This is a genomic window from Nonomuraea sp. NPDC050790 (assembly GCF_044456745.1).
Taxonomy (GTDB): domain Bacteria; phylum Actinomycetota; class Actinomycetes; order Streptosporangiales; family Streptosporangiaceae; genus Nonomuraea.
Window position 1 is genome coordinate 767,229 of the sequence record NZ_JBITGF010000005.1, and the last position, 13,877, is coordinate 781,105.

Below are 13,877 nucleotides of genomic sequence, written 5' to 3' on the forward strand. Positions count from 1 at the left end.
AATCTATGAGCGCCGCGGCTCCCAGCGAAACCAGAGCCGGATCGCGACCAGCCCGGCGAGCGTCCAGAGCGCCAGGTTCAGGGCGGGCGCGGCGAACTCCCCGGTCCGCATCGCGTGTACGGCGGCGCTCGTCGGCAGCAGGTCGAAGGCCGCGCGCACCCAGGACGGCAGCAGGTCGAGCAGCGGCCCCATCGCGCCCGCCCCAACCCCGCACACCAGGAACACCGGCACCGTCATCGCCGCCGCCAGCTCCGCTCGCGGGATCGCCGCGGTGTAGGCGGCGCCCAGCACCGCCGCGCACACCGCTCCGCCGAGCGCCGCCGCGAAGAACACCACCGGATTCTCGGGAAACGGCACGTCGGCCACGAACCGCACCACCAGCAGGCAGCCCACCACGATCGCCACGGTCTGCGTGACCGTGCTGGCGATCTCCCCGGCGAGGATGCGCGCGTCGGTGAGCATGGTCGAGCGCAGCCGCTTGAGCACGAGCTGGTCGCGCCGCATGGACAGCGCCACGGCGATGTTCATGAACGCGGTGATCGACAGCACGATCGCGGTCGAGCCGTAGAAGATCTGGGTGGCCGCGGCGACCCCGTCGGGCTGGACGTGCCGCATGAGCAGCGGCATCCCCACGGTCAGGCCGACCGGTGTGATCACCGACCCGGCCAGCATGGACTTGTCCCGCCAGAACAGCCGGGCGCCGAGCTTGTAGGTGGCGGCGAGGCTCATGAGGTGCTCCTGTCGAGGAAGAGGTCTTCGAGGGTGGCGGCGCGCACGTCCAGCCCGGTCAGGCGCAGCCCGCGCCCGGCCGCCCAGCTCAGCAGCGTCTGCGCGGCCAGGTCGGGGTCGTCGGCCCGGCAGACGGCCAGGTCGCCGTCGAGCGTGACCGGCAGCGGCAGCTCGCCGGGGGCGACGCCGGGCGGCATCCGGAAGGCCACCCGGCCGCTCTGGGCGGCCAGCGTCTCGGCCATCCCGCCCGCGGCGACGATGGCGCCGCCGTCCAGGATCGCCAGCGACGCGGCCAGCCGCTGCGCCTCCTCCAGGTAGTGGGTGGTCAGCAGCACCGTGGTGCCCTCGGCGGCCAGGCTCCTGACCAGGCCCCAGGTGTCGCGGCGGGCCTGCGGGTCCATGCCGGTCGTCGGCTCGTCGAGGAACAGCACCTCCGGACGTCCCAGCGTGGCCAGCGCCAGGTCCAGCCGCCGCTTCTCGCCGCCGGAGAGCTGCCGCACCTTGGTGCCCGCCTTGCCTTCGAGCCCCGCCAGCCGCAGCGCCTCGTCGCGTGGGCGGGCCGCGGCGGTGAAGTCACGCCACGTGTCGACCGTGCGCGCCACCGTCAGGTCGGGGAAGAACCCCGCCTCCTGCAACATCACGCCGGTACGGCGCCGCGCCTCCCCCCGCTGCCCGACCGGGTCGAGCCCGAGCACCCGCACCGTGCCCGCGTCCGGCCGCTGGAACCCGGCCAGCACCTCGACCGTCGTCGTCTTGCCCGCGCCGTTGCGGCCGAGCAGCGCGAAGATCTCCCCCTCCGCGACCTCGAAGGAGACGCCCTTGACGGCCTCGAACGCGCCGTGGCGCTTGACGAGGCCGGATACCTGGATGGCTGTCATGCCTCCGATCGTCGTGGGGTCAGCGTTGCGGGAACAGTGAAGAATTCACGATCCGCAGCAGCGCGCCGGCCACGGCGTCCGGGTCGACGACCTGGTGGAGGTGGGCGCCGGGGATCCGGGCCACCGGCCAGCCGCGCGCCGCCGCCTGCTCGGCCACCTTGTCGTACGGCGGGCCGTACCAGAGACAGCCGCACGGAACCGCGTCCCAGCCGGACGGGACCGGGACGAGCTGGGTGTAGTAGTCGAGCGGCAGCCGCGGCTGCTCGTCGGCCACGCGCCGCCTGACCTCGGGGTCGGGCAGCATCGGCGCGACGTCCTCCTCGCTCCACCAGTCGGTCCAGCGCGGCAGCCGGCCGTCCGCGCCGGCCAGGTCGCGCAGGAACGGCAGGAACGCCTCCTCCGCCACCCTGACCAGCCCGTCGCGGGGCGGCAGGTGCGCGTCGGCGAACACGCAGGCCACCACCCGCTCCCCCAGCCCCTCCTTGACCACGGGCAGGAACAGGCCCGCGTTGCTGTGCCCGGCCAGCACGAACGGCCCTTCCACCGGCACCGCCGCCCGCACCTCCTCGACCACCCTCGGCCAGTACGGCGGGCCGCCCTCGGTCACCTTGGTCAGATCGGGCACCACGGCCCGCCGGCCCCGTCTGGCCAGCGCCTCCGCCACGGGCTGCCAGGTCGAGGGGCCTACCGAGGGGCTGTGCACGAGCACGAAGATCGCCTGCATGCCCGCCACCCTCCCACGCCCCCACCCCGTCCCGCCCCGCATATCGCTCCCGGCGTGCCCACCCGCACAGCCCGGAACCCGGCACAGCCCGGAACACGGCCCAGCCCGGAACACGGCACGGCCCGGAACCCGGCACGCTGAAACCGCCACCCCTGAGTGCGCCAATCCCGGCACAGGGCCGCGGCCCCACGGCGGACCACCCGAGATCGCCCGGAGGAGGGCCCAGGAGGGGTCAGACGATCAGGGCGTGGGTGGTGGTGGGGTGGTGGGTGCCGTCGTAGGAGTGCCAGGCGGCCGCCAGCCCCGAGACCGCCCGGCTGAGCTCGCGGGGCGTGAACAAAAAGTGCAGCCGCGTGTAGGCGCCCAGCCCGCCCACCGGGTCGAAGGCGCGCCCCGGCGGGATGGCCACCCCGTGCCGCAGGGCGAGCTGGGCGAAGGCGTCGGTGTCGCCGTGCGGCAGCCGTACCCAGAGCGTCTGGCCGCCCAGCGCGGGCTCGAACGACCACGACGGCAGCCGCTCGCGCAGCTCCGCGCACAGATGGTCGTGACGCTCGCGCAGGACGGCGGTGCGCTCGCGGCGGATCTCCGGCAGGCGGCGCAGCAGGGCGACGGCGGCCAGTTGCGAGACGGCCTCGCCCGCGAGGTCGTGGATGGCGCGCAGCCGGGCCAGGCGGGTGGCCAGCGGCGCGGCGGCGCGGATCCAGCCGATCCGCAGCCCGCCCCACACGACCTTGCTCAGCGAGGCGACGGTGACGATCTGCTCGCCCGAGGTGAACGAGGCCAGCGGCGGCGGGGTCTCGCCGGAGAAGCACAGCTCGGCGCAGACCTCGTCGTCGATGAGCGGCACGTCGTGCTCGGCGGCGAGCGTGGCCAGGCGGCGGCGGGCGGGCACGTCCATGACCGCGCCCGAGGGGTTGCTGGCGGTGGGGACGGTGTAGGCGAGGGCGGGCCGCGAGTGCAGCGCCCCGGCCACCCCGTGCTCGGCCCCGCGCACGACCGCGGCGCCGTGGCGGAAGACCTCCAGCGCGCCCGGGTAGGTGGGCGACTCGGTGAGCACGGTGTCGCCGGGCCGCACCAGCAGCGCGGTCAGCAGGGAGAGCGCCTGCTGGGCGCCGGTGGTGACGACGATCTCGTCGGCGGTGGTGGGCAGGCCGCGGGCGCGGTAGTAGGCGGCGACGGCCTCGCGCAGCGCGGGCTGGCCCGCCGGGTAGTAGCCGAGGTCGTGGGGGCGGGCGGCGAGCCGTTCCGCCGCCTCGGAGTAGGCCTCGACCATGAACGGCGGCGGCACGTCGGGCGCGGCGCAGGTCAGGAGCTGGACCCCGTCCGGCGGGTGGAGCATGTGCTGGATCAGCGGGTTGGCGGGGACGCCGTCGACGACGCGGGCGGCCGCGGACTGGGCGGCGGCGACGCGGGTGCCGCTGCCCTGGCGGCGTACGACGCGTCCTTCCTGCTGGAGCAGGTCGTAGGCGGCCACGACGGTGCCTCGCCCGACGGCCAGGAGCCTGGCCAGCACGCGGTCGGGCGGGAGCAGGTGGCCGGGCGGCAGCACGCCGTCGTCGATGAGCGCCCGCAGCCGGGCTGTGAGCAGCAGGTACAGCGGCCCGCGCCCGGTCGCCCACCGGCCGAGCAGGTCCACCAGATTGGCTCCATCCATAGACCAATTCTCCACCATTGGATCTGACATTGCCGGACATTTCTGGAGATGCTGTTGACATGGAACTTCGTCCAGAAACGCGTGCCGTACACCCGCCCCATCCGGAAGTCACCGGCAGCCGGCCCATCACCATGCCGATCTACCAGACGTCCGGATTCGTGTTCGAGGATCCCGCGGTGTTCGCCGACGGGATGGGCCGCCCCGACGGGGCCTTCGTGTACGGCCGGCTCGCCAACCCCACGGTCCGCGCCCTGGAGGACGCGGTGTCCGGCCTGGAAGGCGGCGTCGCGGGCCTGGCCACCGGCTCGGGGATGGGCGCCATCAACAGCGTGCTGCTCGGCCTGGTCGGCCCCGGCGACCACGTCGTCTCCCAGAAGGCCATCTACGGCGGCACCGCCGCCATGCTCAACGAGCTCGTCCACCGCTTCGGCATCACCGTCACCTACGTCCCCGAGGACGACCCGGAGGCGTTGCGCGCCGCCGTACGCCCGGAGACCAAGCTCGTCTACCTGGAGACGCTGGCCAACCCCGCCCTCCAGGTGGCCGATCTGCCCGGCATGTGCGCGGTGGCCCGCGAGCTCGGCATCGTCTCGGTCGTGGACAACACCTTCGCCACGCCCCTGCTCTGCCGCCCGATCGAGCACGGCGCGGACATCGTCGTCCACTCCACCACCAAGTACCTGTCCGGCCACACCGACGTCGTGGGCGGCCTCGCGGTCTTCGCCGACGACGCCCTCTACCGCAAGGTCTGGCACTTCTCGGTGGAGCTGGGCGCGACGCCCGACCCGTTCGCCGCGTGGCTGACGCTGCGCGGGCTGCAGACCCTGCACCTGCGCATGGAACGGCACTGCTCCAACGCCCGCTTCCTCGTCTCCCGCCTGGCCGCCCACCCGGCCGTGTCCACGGTCAACTGGCCCGGCCTGCCCTCCCACCGCTCCTACGAGCTGGCCGGCAAGCTGCTGCCCGACTTCGGCGGCGTCTTCTCCTTCGAGCTGGCCGGCGGCCGCCCCGCGGGCGAGAAGTTCATGAGCGCGGTACGGCTGGCCCTCCTCGCCCCCTCCCTGGGCGGCGTCGAGACCCTGATCATGCACCCGGCCACCACCTCCCACCGCTCGCTCAGCCCGGAGGAGCTGACCCGCCACGGCATCGGCGAGGGCACCATCCGCGTGGCCGTCGGCATCGAGCACCCCGAGGACCTCTGGGCCGACCTCGAACAGGCGCTGTCCTAGGGTCGATGGGACGACGACCGCACGACGACGGCAGGAGACGACGATGACGGTGACGCGGGCCGAGGTGCAGGCGGCGGGGGAACGCATCGCGGGACACGTGCTGCGCACCCCCGTCCTGGAGGTCTCCCCCGGGCTGTTCTTCAAGCTGGAGCAGGTGCAGCGGTCCGGCTCGTTCAAGGTGCGCGGGGCGTTCAACCGCATCCTGTCGGCGGGTACGCTGCCGGCCGCGGGCGTCATCGCGGCCAGCGGCGGCAACCACGGCCTGGCCGTGGCCTACGCCGCCCGCGCGCTGGGCGTGCGCGCCGAGATCTTCGTGCCCACGGTGACCAGCCCGGTGAAGCTGGCCGGGCTGCGCGCCCTGGGCGCCGAGATCACCCAGACCGGCGCCATCTACTCCGCGGCCGCGGAGGCCGCCGCCAAGCGCGCCGCCGAGACCGGCGCCCTGCCCGTGCACGCCTACGACCAGGCCGAGGTGATCGCCGGTCAGGGCACGCTGGCCCGCGAACTGTCGGAGCAGGCGCCGGACCTCGACACGGTCCTGGTAGCGGTGGGCGGGGGCGGGCTGGCCGCGGGGGTGGCGCTCGGCCTGCGCGAAGGCGTGAGGCTGGTCGTCGTGGAGCCCGCGCTGATCCCGGCCCTGCACCGGGCGCTGGCGGCGGGCCGTCCCGTGCCCGTCGAGGTGAGCGGGGTGGGCGCGGACGCGCTGGGCGCCACCCAGGTGGGCGGGCTGGCCTTCGAGGTGCTGTCGGGTGCGGGCGTCGAGAGCGTGCTGGTGTCGGACGAGGCGATCATCGAGGCCCGCCGCCTGCTGTGGTCGGAGCACCGGCTGGCCGTCGAGCACGCCGGCGCCGCCGCCTACGCGGCACTGCTCAGCGGCGCCTACCGGCCGCGGGACGGGGAACGCGTGGCCGTGGTGGTCTGCGGCTCCAACACCGACCCCGCCACCCTGACCACCTGAAACCCCGCAAGGCAGAAGAGGGAACCCCCAAGGCGGAACCAGCCAGGGAAATCAGCCAAGGCGAAAACCCTGCCAACGGAACCGGCAACGGGAGAACTCCGCCAAGGGAGAACCGGCCTCGGGGAGCCGGAAACCGGAAAGGCGGACCGAGGAAGGGAACGGGAAAGGCGGACCGGGGAGAGGACCCGGGGAAGGGGCCGCGCTTGGGGGGTGTGGGAGCGCGGCCCCTTGGTTCGCCGGTTCAGCAGTTGCCGAAGGCGGGCAGGCCGTACATGCGCAGGGCCAGCCACTCGATCGCCACGGGTCCGCCCTCGACGGCGCCCAGCACGTGCGTGCCGCCGGGGATCGACAGCCAGCGCGCGTTCACGCCCGCCCGGCAGTACTCCGAGCGCAGCGTGGCGCCGACGGCGTGCGGGATGATCTCGTCGCCGCGGGCGTGGTAGAGGAAGACGGGCACGCGCGGGGTCCGGGCGCCCAGGCGGTTCTCGGCCAGGCGGGCCTGCCACTTGGGCTGGTTCATGAGGTCGATGGGCGACAGGTCGGAGAAGCGCAGGCCGGCGAGCTTGCCGAGGTCGCCCACGCAGTCGTCGGCGGCGTCGGTCATCAGGGCTCTGCCGCGGTCGTTGAGGTCGTTGAAGAGGTCGAGCTCGTCGTAGGCGGCGTCGAAGCCGACACCGGCCGCGGCGGCGAGGCCGAAGTTGGGCCCGCCGTCGAGGCTCTGCGCGACGGCCCTGAGGTCGGCGGGCACGCCGCCCGCGGCGACGCCCTTCAGCCGCAGGTCGGGGGCGTAGGAGGGCTGGAGCTGCCCGGCCCACCCGGCGGAGGCGCCGCCCTGCGAGTAACCCATGACGCCGACGGGCGCGCCGGTGGACAGGCCGGAGCCGGGCAGGCGGATGGCGGCGCGCACGGAGTCGAGGACGGCGTGTCCCTGCGAGATGCCCGCCATGTACGTGTGCTGGCCGGGCGTGCCGAGCCCCTCGTAGTCGGTTATGGCCACGGCGAAGCCCTTGAGCAGGAACAGGCTGACCAGGGCCAGTTCGGCCTCCCTGCCCTCCCGCATGGCGAGGGACGGGGCGCACTGGTCGCCGAGGCCGTGGGTGCCGACGGCGTAGCCGATGACGGGACGGCGGCCCAGCGGGTAGGAGGCTTTGGGCACGAGCACGGTCGCGGAGACGGCGTTGGGCGCGCCGGTCGCCGAGGTGGAGCGGTAGAGCACATTCCAGGCGTTGACCGGGACTTCGAGGAGCTTGCCCGGCAGCAGGTACACCGTGGTCGGCTGGGCGGAGATCACGTCTCCGGCCGAGGCCGCCTGGGCGGGTACCGGGAGCAGGATGAGCGAGATGACCAGGGATAAGATCACGGACAGTCTCATGGCGCCGTCCTCCCGCGCGAAGACCACGCTGACCGCGTGGAAACCACGCCGATCGTTACCCGGCGGTAACCTTCTGTCAAGGCCCGAAATAACGCCGGTCAGGACATCCGTCCGGCAGTATGGTCGGATGGACTCAGGGTCTGTGGCCTTCCTCCGCGAGCTCCTCTCCGACACGGGCTGGATCGAGCGCACCCGCGAGCTGGGCATGGCCCTGCGGGCGACCCGCTCCCCCGGCGGCCTGCTCCTGGTCGGCACCCCCGACGACGAGCCGTGGCATCTGACCGCGCACCTGGGCGACGAGGCGCGGCTGTCGGGCCTGCCGCAGCTCGCGCCCACGCTGGTGCGCTGGCAGCCGCCCGCCGACGCCCCCGCCCACCTGCGGATCGGGCTGGAGCGCATCGAGGCGGCGCGGCGCGGCGAGACGCTATTCGTGGTGGCCGGGCAGCGGGCGCCGGTGCCGCTGCTGGAGCGGGTGGACGACGCCCGCCGTACCGGGGCGACGATCCTCGCGCTGGAGAGCGGCGACCCCGAGCTGACCGGGCTCGCGCACGACGCGCTGGCGATCCCGCAGCACGGGCTGATCACCTTCGACGGCGCGCAGCACCTGGTCAGCACCGCCGCGGGCGAGATCCCGCAGCGGCCGAGCCTACGCGACAGGCTCGCCAGGCTCCTCGACCGCGTGAGCGGACCGCAGGTGGCCGACTAGCTCCCGCGTCGCGTCCTCGATCGCGCCGATCACGACGGCCTGCACGGGGTCGGGCTCCCCCGACCGGGTACGGCTGACGCGCGTCACCGCGTCCAGCCGCCGGGCCCCGACGTCCTTGATGTAGCTGACCCGCACCTCGCCCTCGGGCACGTCGAGCAGCGCCAGCTCGGGCACGATGGCGACCCCGTGCCCCGCCACGACCAGCGCCAGCGTCGGGCCGAACTCGGTGATGACGTGCACCTTGCGCGGCTCGAACCCGTGGATCGCGGCCAGCCGGTCGAGCGCCTGCCCGCACGCCTGCGAGGGCTCGCCGGCCACCCAGGGCAGCTCGGTGAGCTCGCCGATCGTACGCGGCGCCTCGGGCCAGCCGGGCGGGGCGACGATGCGGTACTCGTCGACGTAGAGGGTGCGCGTGTTCAGCGACGGCTGGGACAGTCCGGGCAGGCTCATGTCCTGCTCGGTGATCAGCACGTCGACCTGGCCGAGCCTGAGCTCCTGGAGGGCGGGCGGGCCGTACACCTCGTGGATGATCGGAATGATCTTCGGATGGTGTACGGCCAGCCGCCGCATCGCCGGCACCAGGATGTGCTTGATCACGGTCGGGAAGGCGGCGATCCGCACCGGCCCGGCCAGCCGCTCGGTGAAGCGGGTGAGCTCTCTGCGCGCCTCGGCGAGCTCGTCCTCGACGCGTTCGGCGTATCCTGCCAGCACGCGCCCGGCGGGCGTGAGCGACACGCGGCGCTGGGATCGGTCGATGAGCGCCAGGCCGACCTCGCGCTCCAGATGGGACAGTTGCTGAGAGACCGCGGAGGGGGTGAGGAAGAGCGCCTCGGCCGCGCGCATGACGCCGCCGCGGCGGGCCACCTCGTGCAGGACACGCAGGCGCCGAGGGTCGATGTCCATGCAGCTCAGCTTACGCGCAGATTTAGATTTCTTTAATTGTGCTTTAGCTCAACAAATCCGGACAATGTCCGCCATGGAGCTCCTCCTTGACGCCCTCGGCTGGTTCGGCGCGGCCGCCCTCCTGTACGGCTACGCCATGATCTCAACGGGCAGGATGTCCGGGGAGGGCCTGCCGTACCAGGTGATCAATCTGTTCGGCTCGGTGAGCCTGATGGCCAACAGTGGGTACAAGGCGGCATGGCCGTCGGCGGCGCTGAACCTCATCTGGGCGGGGATCGGTATCGTCGCCCTCGTCAAGATCTACCGGTTGGGAGTAGCACGATGATCGTCGAGCTGAGCCACCGCATCGTCGAGGGCATGACCACCTACCCCGGGGTGCCGGGACCCGTGCTCGGCCTCCACCTGAGCAGGGAGGACTCCCGCGAGGTCTACGCGCCTGGCACGGAGTTCGAGATCGGGGTGATCACGATGGCCGCCAACACCGGCACCTACCTCGACACCCCGCACCACCGCTACGCCGACGGCGCCGACCTGGCGCGGGTCCCGATCGAGAAGCTCGCCGACCTGCCCGGACTGGTCGTCCCCGCCGAGGGCCGCCGCTCGATCGGCGTGGACGCCTTCGACGGCCTCTACGTGCGTGGCCGCGCCGTCCTCGTGCGTACCGGATGGGACGCGCACTTCGGCACCGAGACGTACGCCAGCGGCCATCCGTTCCTGGCGCCCGAGGCCGCCGCGTGGCTCGCCGAGCAGGGCGCCGCGCTGGTCGGCATCGACTCGCTCAACATCGACGACACCCCGCCACGCGGCGAACGCCCCGCGCACACGATCCTGCTCGGCGCCGGCATCCCCGTCGTCGAGCACCTGACCGGCCTGTCCGCGCTGCCGACCGGCGGCTTCCGCTTCCACGCCGCGCCGCCCATGGTCTCCGGCATGGGCACCTTCCCGGTGCGCGCCTACGCCGTCATCCCGTAGCTCAGTCGTCCTCGTCCTGGTCGGCCTCGTCCCACGCCTTGTTGCGCGCCGCGGCCCGCTCAAGCGCGCCCGCGGCCTCCTGCTCGGTGGCGTAGGGACCCATCCGGTCCTTGTTGGGACATCCCTGGTCGGGTTCCACCCTCATGTGCTTGAGGCAGAACCACCACTGGCCTTCGCTCACGTGAGCAATGATGCCCCTTTGATCCCTTCCCAAGCATGAACATCACAGGCCGAGCCCGGCCAGTTCCCCGCGCGAGGCCACGCCCAGCTTGGGGAAGGCGTTGTACAGGTGGTAGCCGACCGTCCGCGGGCTCAGGAACAGCCGGGCGCCGATCTCCCGGTTGCTGAGTCCCTGGGCGGCCAGGCGTACCGCCTGGAGCTCCTGGGCGGTGAGCCGTTCCGCCAGGCCGGGCGCGTGGGTGCGCACCGCGCGGTGCTCGCCCGTGGCGCGCAGCTCGCCCCGCGCCCGCTCGGCCCACGGCCGCGCGCCCAGGGTCTCGAACGCCTCGGCCGCGGTCCGCAGCCACGTGCGGGACTCGCTCATCCTGCGCTCGCGCCGCAGCCGCTCGCCGTACAGGAGCGCGGCTCGGGCCCGATCCATGGGCAAGGACTCGTGGTGTACGGCCCGCGCGTACAGGGCCAGGTCGTCGCTCAGCAGCGCCCGGTTGCGCAGGGCCACCGCCTCGGCCCAGGGCTGGCCGCTCTCGCGGGCCCACTGCTCGTAGGTCGTGGCCGGGTCGGCGGCGTCGGTGTGACGGCCGAGCCGTACGGCGGCTTCGACCAGGATGGGCAGCGCGGCGAGCGTCCCCGCGGGCCGCGCGCCCGCGAGGACGGCGGCCAGGCGGTCGAAGGCCGGCTCGTGGCGGCCGAGCCCGAGGTCGAGCAGGCTGAGCGCGGCGGCGGCGGGCATGGAGCCGGGAGCGGCGCCGTGCTCGGGCGCCTCGGCCGACAGCTCGCGGCAGCCTTCCTCGTCGCCCTCGACGGCGGCCAGCTCGGCGAGGATCGCGCGCAGCTCCTGCACGGGCCTGGTGTGGCCGGTGTCGGCGGCGATGCGCAGCCCGTCCTCGGCGGTGAGGCGGGCGTCACGGTGCGCGCCGGTCAGGAGCTGGCAGCGGGCCAGGACCACCTGGACGGCGGGCAGCGTGCCGAGCGCGCCGTGCTCGCGGCAGTCGCGTTCGAGCCAGGAGACCTCGCCGTAGGCGCCAGCGACGTCACCGGCGATCAGCCGCATCCTGGCGAACAGCAGCCGGTCGCGCACGTCGGCGTCCTCGCCCGGCGCTCCGGCGAGCAGGTCGCGCAGCGCGGCCATGCCGGCCGCGACCTCGCCGCGCTCGATCCGGTCGGTGGCCAGGGCGGCGGCGGCCAGCGTGGTGACCGGGGCGCCACCGGCCAGCGTGCCGGCGAAGCCGCCCATCATCTCCACGCACGCGAAGTCGTTGTTGCGCCAGGCCGCCGCGACCGCGTCGCGCAGCAGGACCACGGAGTCGCCGGGGGCCGACGCGTCGGTCTCGTGCAGCAGGATGCGGTAGGCGTCCTGGGCGTCGTCGCGGGACTCGGCCAGCACGGCGCGCAGCTTGGCGGCGCTGACCCGCTGCTCCATGCCGGTCAGCCGCAGCAGTTCCCCGGCCCGCTCGAACTGCCCCGCGTCGGTGGCCGCGCGGGCGGCGGCGACGTGGCGGCGCGAGCGTACGGCCGGGTCGGGGGTGAGCTCGGCGGCCCGCGCGTAGGCGGTGGCGACGGCCGCGTAGCCGCCGCGGGCCCTGGCCCGCTCGGCGGTGGCCGCCAGCGCGGCGGCGACCTCCTCGTCGGGTTCTGGGGTGGCGGCGGCCAGGTGCCAGACACCGCGGTCGCCGCCGAGTACGCCGGCCAGCGCCCGGTGCGCGGCCATCCGCCTGGCCAGCGGCGCGCGTTGGTAGACGGCGCTCCTGATCAGCGGATGGCCGAAGGCCAGGCGGGCGCCGGTGGCGGTGAGCAGGTGGGCGTCCTCGGCCGGTTCGAGGTCGGCGGGCCCGGCGCCGAGCTGCGCGGCGGCGGCGAGCACGGTGGCCGCCTCGCCGGTGTCGTCGGCGGCGGCCACCAGCATCAGCGTGCGGGTGGCGGCGGGCAGGGCGGACACCCGTTCGGCGAACCCCTGCTGGATCCTGCTCTGCACCGGTGCCGCCCCCATCGAGTACGGCCCCGGCCTCCGCCGCGCGGCCGACAGCTCCAGCAGGGCCAGCGGGTTGCCCGCCGACTGGGCCAGCACCTCAACACGCTCCCGGGCCGACAGCCCGCCCGCGCGCTCGGCCAGCAGCGCCTGGGCGCTGTCGTCGGCCAGGCCGTCCAGGCGCAGCTCGTCCAGGCCCGCCGCGGGGAAGCCGGGGGCGTGCGGCTCGCGTACTGCCAGCAGCATGACCACCCCCTCGGCCGCCAGCCGCCGCGCGGCGAACAGCAGCGCCGCGGCGGAGGCCTGGTCGAGCCACTGCGCGTCGTCGACCAGGCAGAGCAGCGGCCCCGACTCGGCCAGCAGCGTCAGCACGGCCAGCCCCACCAGGAACGGGTCGCCCTCCCCCGCGGGCCCGGTGCCGAGCGCCGCGGCCAGCGCCCTGGCCTGTCCCTCCGGCAGCCCGTCCAGCCGCTCGGCGGTACGGCCCAGCAGCAGACTGAGACCGGCGTAGGGCAGCTCGTGCTCCGACTCGATCCCCGCGCCGCGCAGCACCGTCAGCCCCTCGGCGCGGGCGGCGGCGGCCTCCAGGAGCGCGGTCTTGCCGATGCCCGCCGGGCCCCTGACGACCAGCGCCGCGCTGGCGCCCTCCCGGGCTCCGGACAGCAGCCGCTCGATCATGGCCGTCTCGTCCGTCCGCCCGTGCAGCATGTCTCAGAGGCTACCGGCGAAGTCGGCGCGGTGGTCGGCCACCCACTCCCGGTAGGGGCGGGCGGGCCGCCCGGTGACCTCCTCGACCGCCGCCGAGACGCCCTCGGGCCGCGAGGTGACCTCCCGCAGCATCCTGAGCGTGTCCTCGACCGCCTCGGGCGGCAGCCACGCCGCGAAGCGGGGCCTGGCCTCCTCCTCCGACAGCTCCTCGAAGCGCAGCGGCCGCCCGATCACCTCGCCGATGATCGCCACCCGTTCCTCCTGGGTCAGCGACTCGGGCCCGGTCACGTCGTACGCCGCACCGGCGTGCCCGTCGTCCAGCAGCGCCCGGACCCCGACGGCGGCCAGGTCGGCCTCGTGCACCAGCGACCTGGCCCACCCGCCGAACGGCTCCCGCACCACCCCGCCGCCCCGGATGTCGGCCGCCCAGCCCAGGTCGTTGCTCGCGAAGCCGCCGCCCCGCACGAACGTCCACTCGACGCCCGACTCCCTGATCAGGCCCTCGATCATCCGGTGGGAGGTGTTCACCGGGTCGGTGCCCTCCTCCGCCCCCGCCGACGACAGGTAGACCACCCTGCGTACCCGCCCGGTGATCAGCTTCAGCACCTCGGTGGCCCGCTCGTCGGCGGCCAGCGTCGGCCAGACGAGGAACACGCGGTCCACGCCGTCGAGCGCGGCGTCCAAAGTGGCGGGGTCGGCGAGGTCGCCGTACACCTGCCCAGGACGCCGCGGATCGCGGGTCAGCTCCCGCGCCTCGACACCCTCTTCACGCAACTGGGCGACAACCTGGCCGCCGACTTTTCCCGTGGCTCCCGTAACAAGAATCATGGTGTAGACGGTAGGAGCCGCCCCCCGGACGCAGCATCTGTCAACCGACTGGGGCTCGGTAGACTCGTGT

14 protein-coding genes are annotated in these 13,877 nt (G+C 74.1%); 5 read left to right on the top strand and 9 right to left on the bottom strand.

From position 1 onward, the window contains the following. Window positions 1-3 precede the first annotated feature (3 nt). The 4 genes from ACIBEJ_RS28750 to ACIBEJ_RS28765 all read right to left on the bottom strand — a co-directional run bounded on the left by ACIBEJ_RS28750 (window position 4) and on the right by ACIBEJ_RS28765 (window position 3,985). Complete coding sequence (locus ACIBEJ_RS28750; protein WP_397185946.1) at window positions 4-729, bottom strand: ABC transporter permease; 726 nt, start codon at window positions 727-729, stop codon at window positions 4-6. After that, entirely contained in the window at window positions 726-1,607 is an 882-nt protein-coding gene (locus tag ACIBEJ_RS28755; protein WP_397185947.1) for an ABC transporter ATP-binding protein, read from the bottom strand. Before ACIBEJ_RS28755 ends, ACIBEJ_RS28750 begins: the two co-directional genes overlap by 4 nt. Window positions 1,608-1,626: 19 nt before the next feature. After that, window positions 1,627-2,331 carry an alpha/beta hydrolase gene (locus tag ACIBEJ_RS28760; RefSeq protein ID WP_397185948.1) on the bottom strand — a complete coding sequence of 235 codons (705 nt, stop codon included), beginning with the start codon at window positions 2,329-2,331 and terminating at the stop codon, window positions 1,627-1,629. Window positions 2,332-2,563: 232 nt separating this feature from the next. After that, window positions 2,564-3,985 (bottom strand): PLP-dependent aminotransferase family protein, encoded by a 1,422-nt coding sequence (locus tag ACIBEJ_RS28765; RefSeq protein WP_397185949.1) that lies wholly within the window; start codon window positions 3,983-3,985, stop codon window positions 2,564-2,566. Between the two features lie 59 nt (window positions 3,986-4,044). On the opposite strand from ACIBEJ_RS28765, the gene ACIBEJ_RS28770 reads away from it, so the two are divergent. Together ACIBEJ_RS28770 and ACIBEJ_RS28775 are read left to right on the top strand one after the other, a co-directional pair. Next, a complete protein-coding gene (locus ACIBEJ_RS28770; protein ID WP_397185950.1) occupies window positions 4,045-5,214 on the top strand; it encodes a trans-sulfuration enzyme family protein in 1,170 nt (389 codons plus the stop codon). 43 nt (window positions 5,215-5,257) lie between these two features. Then, entirely contained in the window at window positions 5,258-6,172 is a 915-nt protein-coding gene (locus ACIBEJ_RS28775; RefSeq protein WP_397185951.1) for a serine/threonine dehydratase, read from the top strand. Between the two features lie 241 nt (window positions 6,173-6,413). Here the strand turns inward: ACIBEJ_RS28775 and ACIBEJ_RS28780 are convergent, their stop codons facing one another. Further along, window positions 6,414-7,544, bottom strand: coding sequence for a lipase family protein (locus ACIBEJ_RS28780; RefSeq protein ID WP_397185952.1), 1,131 nt, complete (start codon window positions 7,542-7,544; stop codon window positions 6,414-6,416). A gap of 127 nt (window positions 7,545-7,671) precedes the next feature. Between ACIBEJ_RS28780 and ACIBEJ_RS28785 the strand changes: the two genes are divergently transcribed. Beyond that, window positions 7,672-8,250, top strand: coding sequence for a hypothetical protein (locus ACIBEJ_RS28785; protein WP_397185953.1), 579 nt, complete (start codon window positions 7,672-7,674; stop codon window positions 8,248-8,250). On the opposite strand, the gene ACIBEJ_RS28790 is transcribed toward ACIBEJ_RS28785, so the two are convergent. Next, entirely contained in the window at window positions 8,191-9,153 is a 963-nt protein-coding gene (locus tag ACIBEJ_RS28790) for a LysR family transcriptional regulator (protein ID WP_397185954.1), read from the bottom strand. The two genes, ACIBEJ_RS28785 and ACIBEJ_RS28790, sit on opposite strands and share 60 nt — an antisense overlap. 73 nt (window positions 9,154-9,226) lie before the next feature. On the opposite strand from ACIBEJ_RS28790, the gene ACIBEJ_RS28795 reads away from it, so the two are divergent. Both ACIBEJ_RS28795 and ACIBEJ_RS28800 read left to right on the top strand, forming a co-directional pair. Then, window positions 9,227-9,478 carry a hypothetical protein gene (locus ACIBEJ_RS28795; RefSeq protein WP_397185955.1) on the top strand — a complete coding sequence of 84 codons (252 nt, stop codon included), beginning with the start codon at window positions 9,227-9,229 and terminating at the stop codon, window positions 9,476-9,478. Continuing rightward, the gene (locus ACIBEJ_RS28800; RefSeq protein WP_397185956.1) at window positions 9,475-10,125 is read left to right on the top strand and encodes a cyclase family protein; all 651 of its coding nucleotides are present in this window, start codon (window positions 9,475-9,477) and stop codon (window positions 10,123-10,125) included. The genes ACIBEJ_RS28795 and ACIBEJ_RS28800 overlap by 4 nt, the downstream gene beginning before the upstream one ends. A 1-nt stretch (window position 10,126) precedes the next feature. Here ACIBEJ_RS28800 and ACIBEJ_RS28805 read toward each other — a convergent pair whose 3' ends face one another. Genes ACIBEJ_RS28805 through ACIBEJ_RS28815 form a run of 3 tightly spaced genes read right to left on the bottom strand, consistent with a single transcriptional unit; the run spans window position 10,127 to window position 13,807 of the window. After that, window positions 10,127-10,306, bottom strand: coding sequence for a hypothetical protein (locus ACIBEJ_RS28805; protein WP_397185957.1), 180 nt, complete (start codon window positions 10,304-10,306; stop codon window positions 10,127-10,129). A gap of 42 nt (window positions 10,307-10,348) precedes the next feature. Beyond that, window positions 10,349-12,979 carry an AAA family ATPase gene (locus ACIBEJ_RS28810; protein WP_397185958.1) on the bottom strand — a complete coding sequence of 877 codons (2,631 nt, stop codon included), beginning with the start codon at window positions 12,977-12,979 and terminating at the stop codon, window positions 10,349-10,351. Window positions 12,980-12,982: 3 nt separating this feature from the next. Then, window positions 12,983-13,807: an NAD(P)H-binding protein gene (locus tag ACIBEJ_RS28815; RefSeq protein WP_397185959.1), complete on the bottom strand. Its 825-nt coding sequence runs from the start codon at window positions 13,805-13,807 to the stop codon at window positions 12,983-12,985. Window positions 13,808-13,877: the final 70 nt, after the last annotated feature.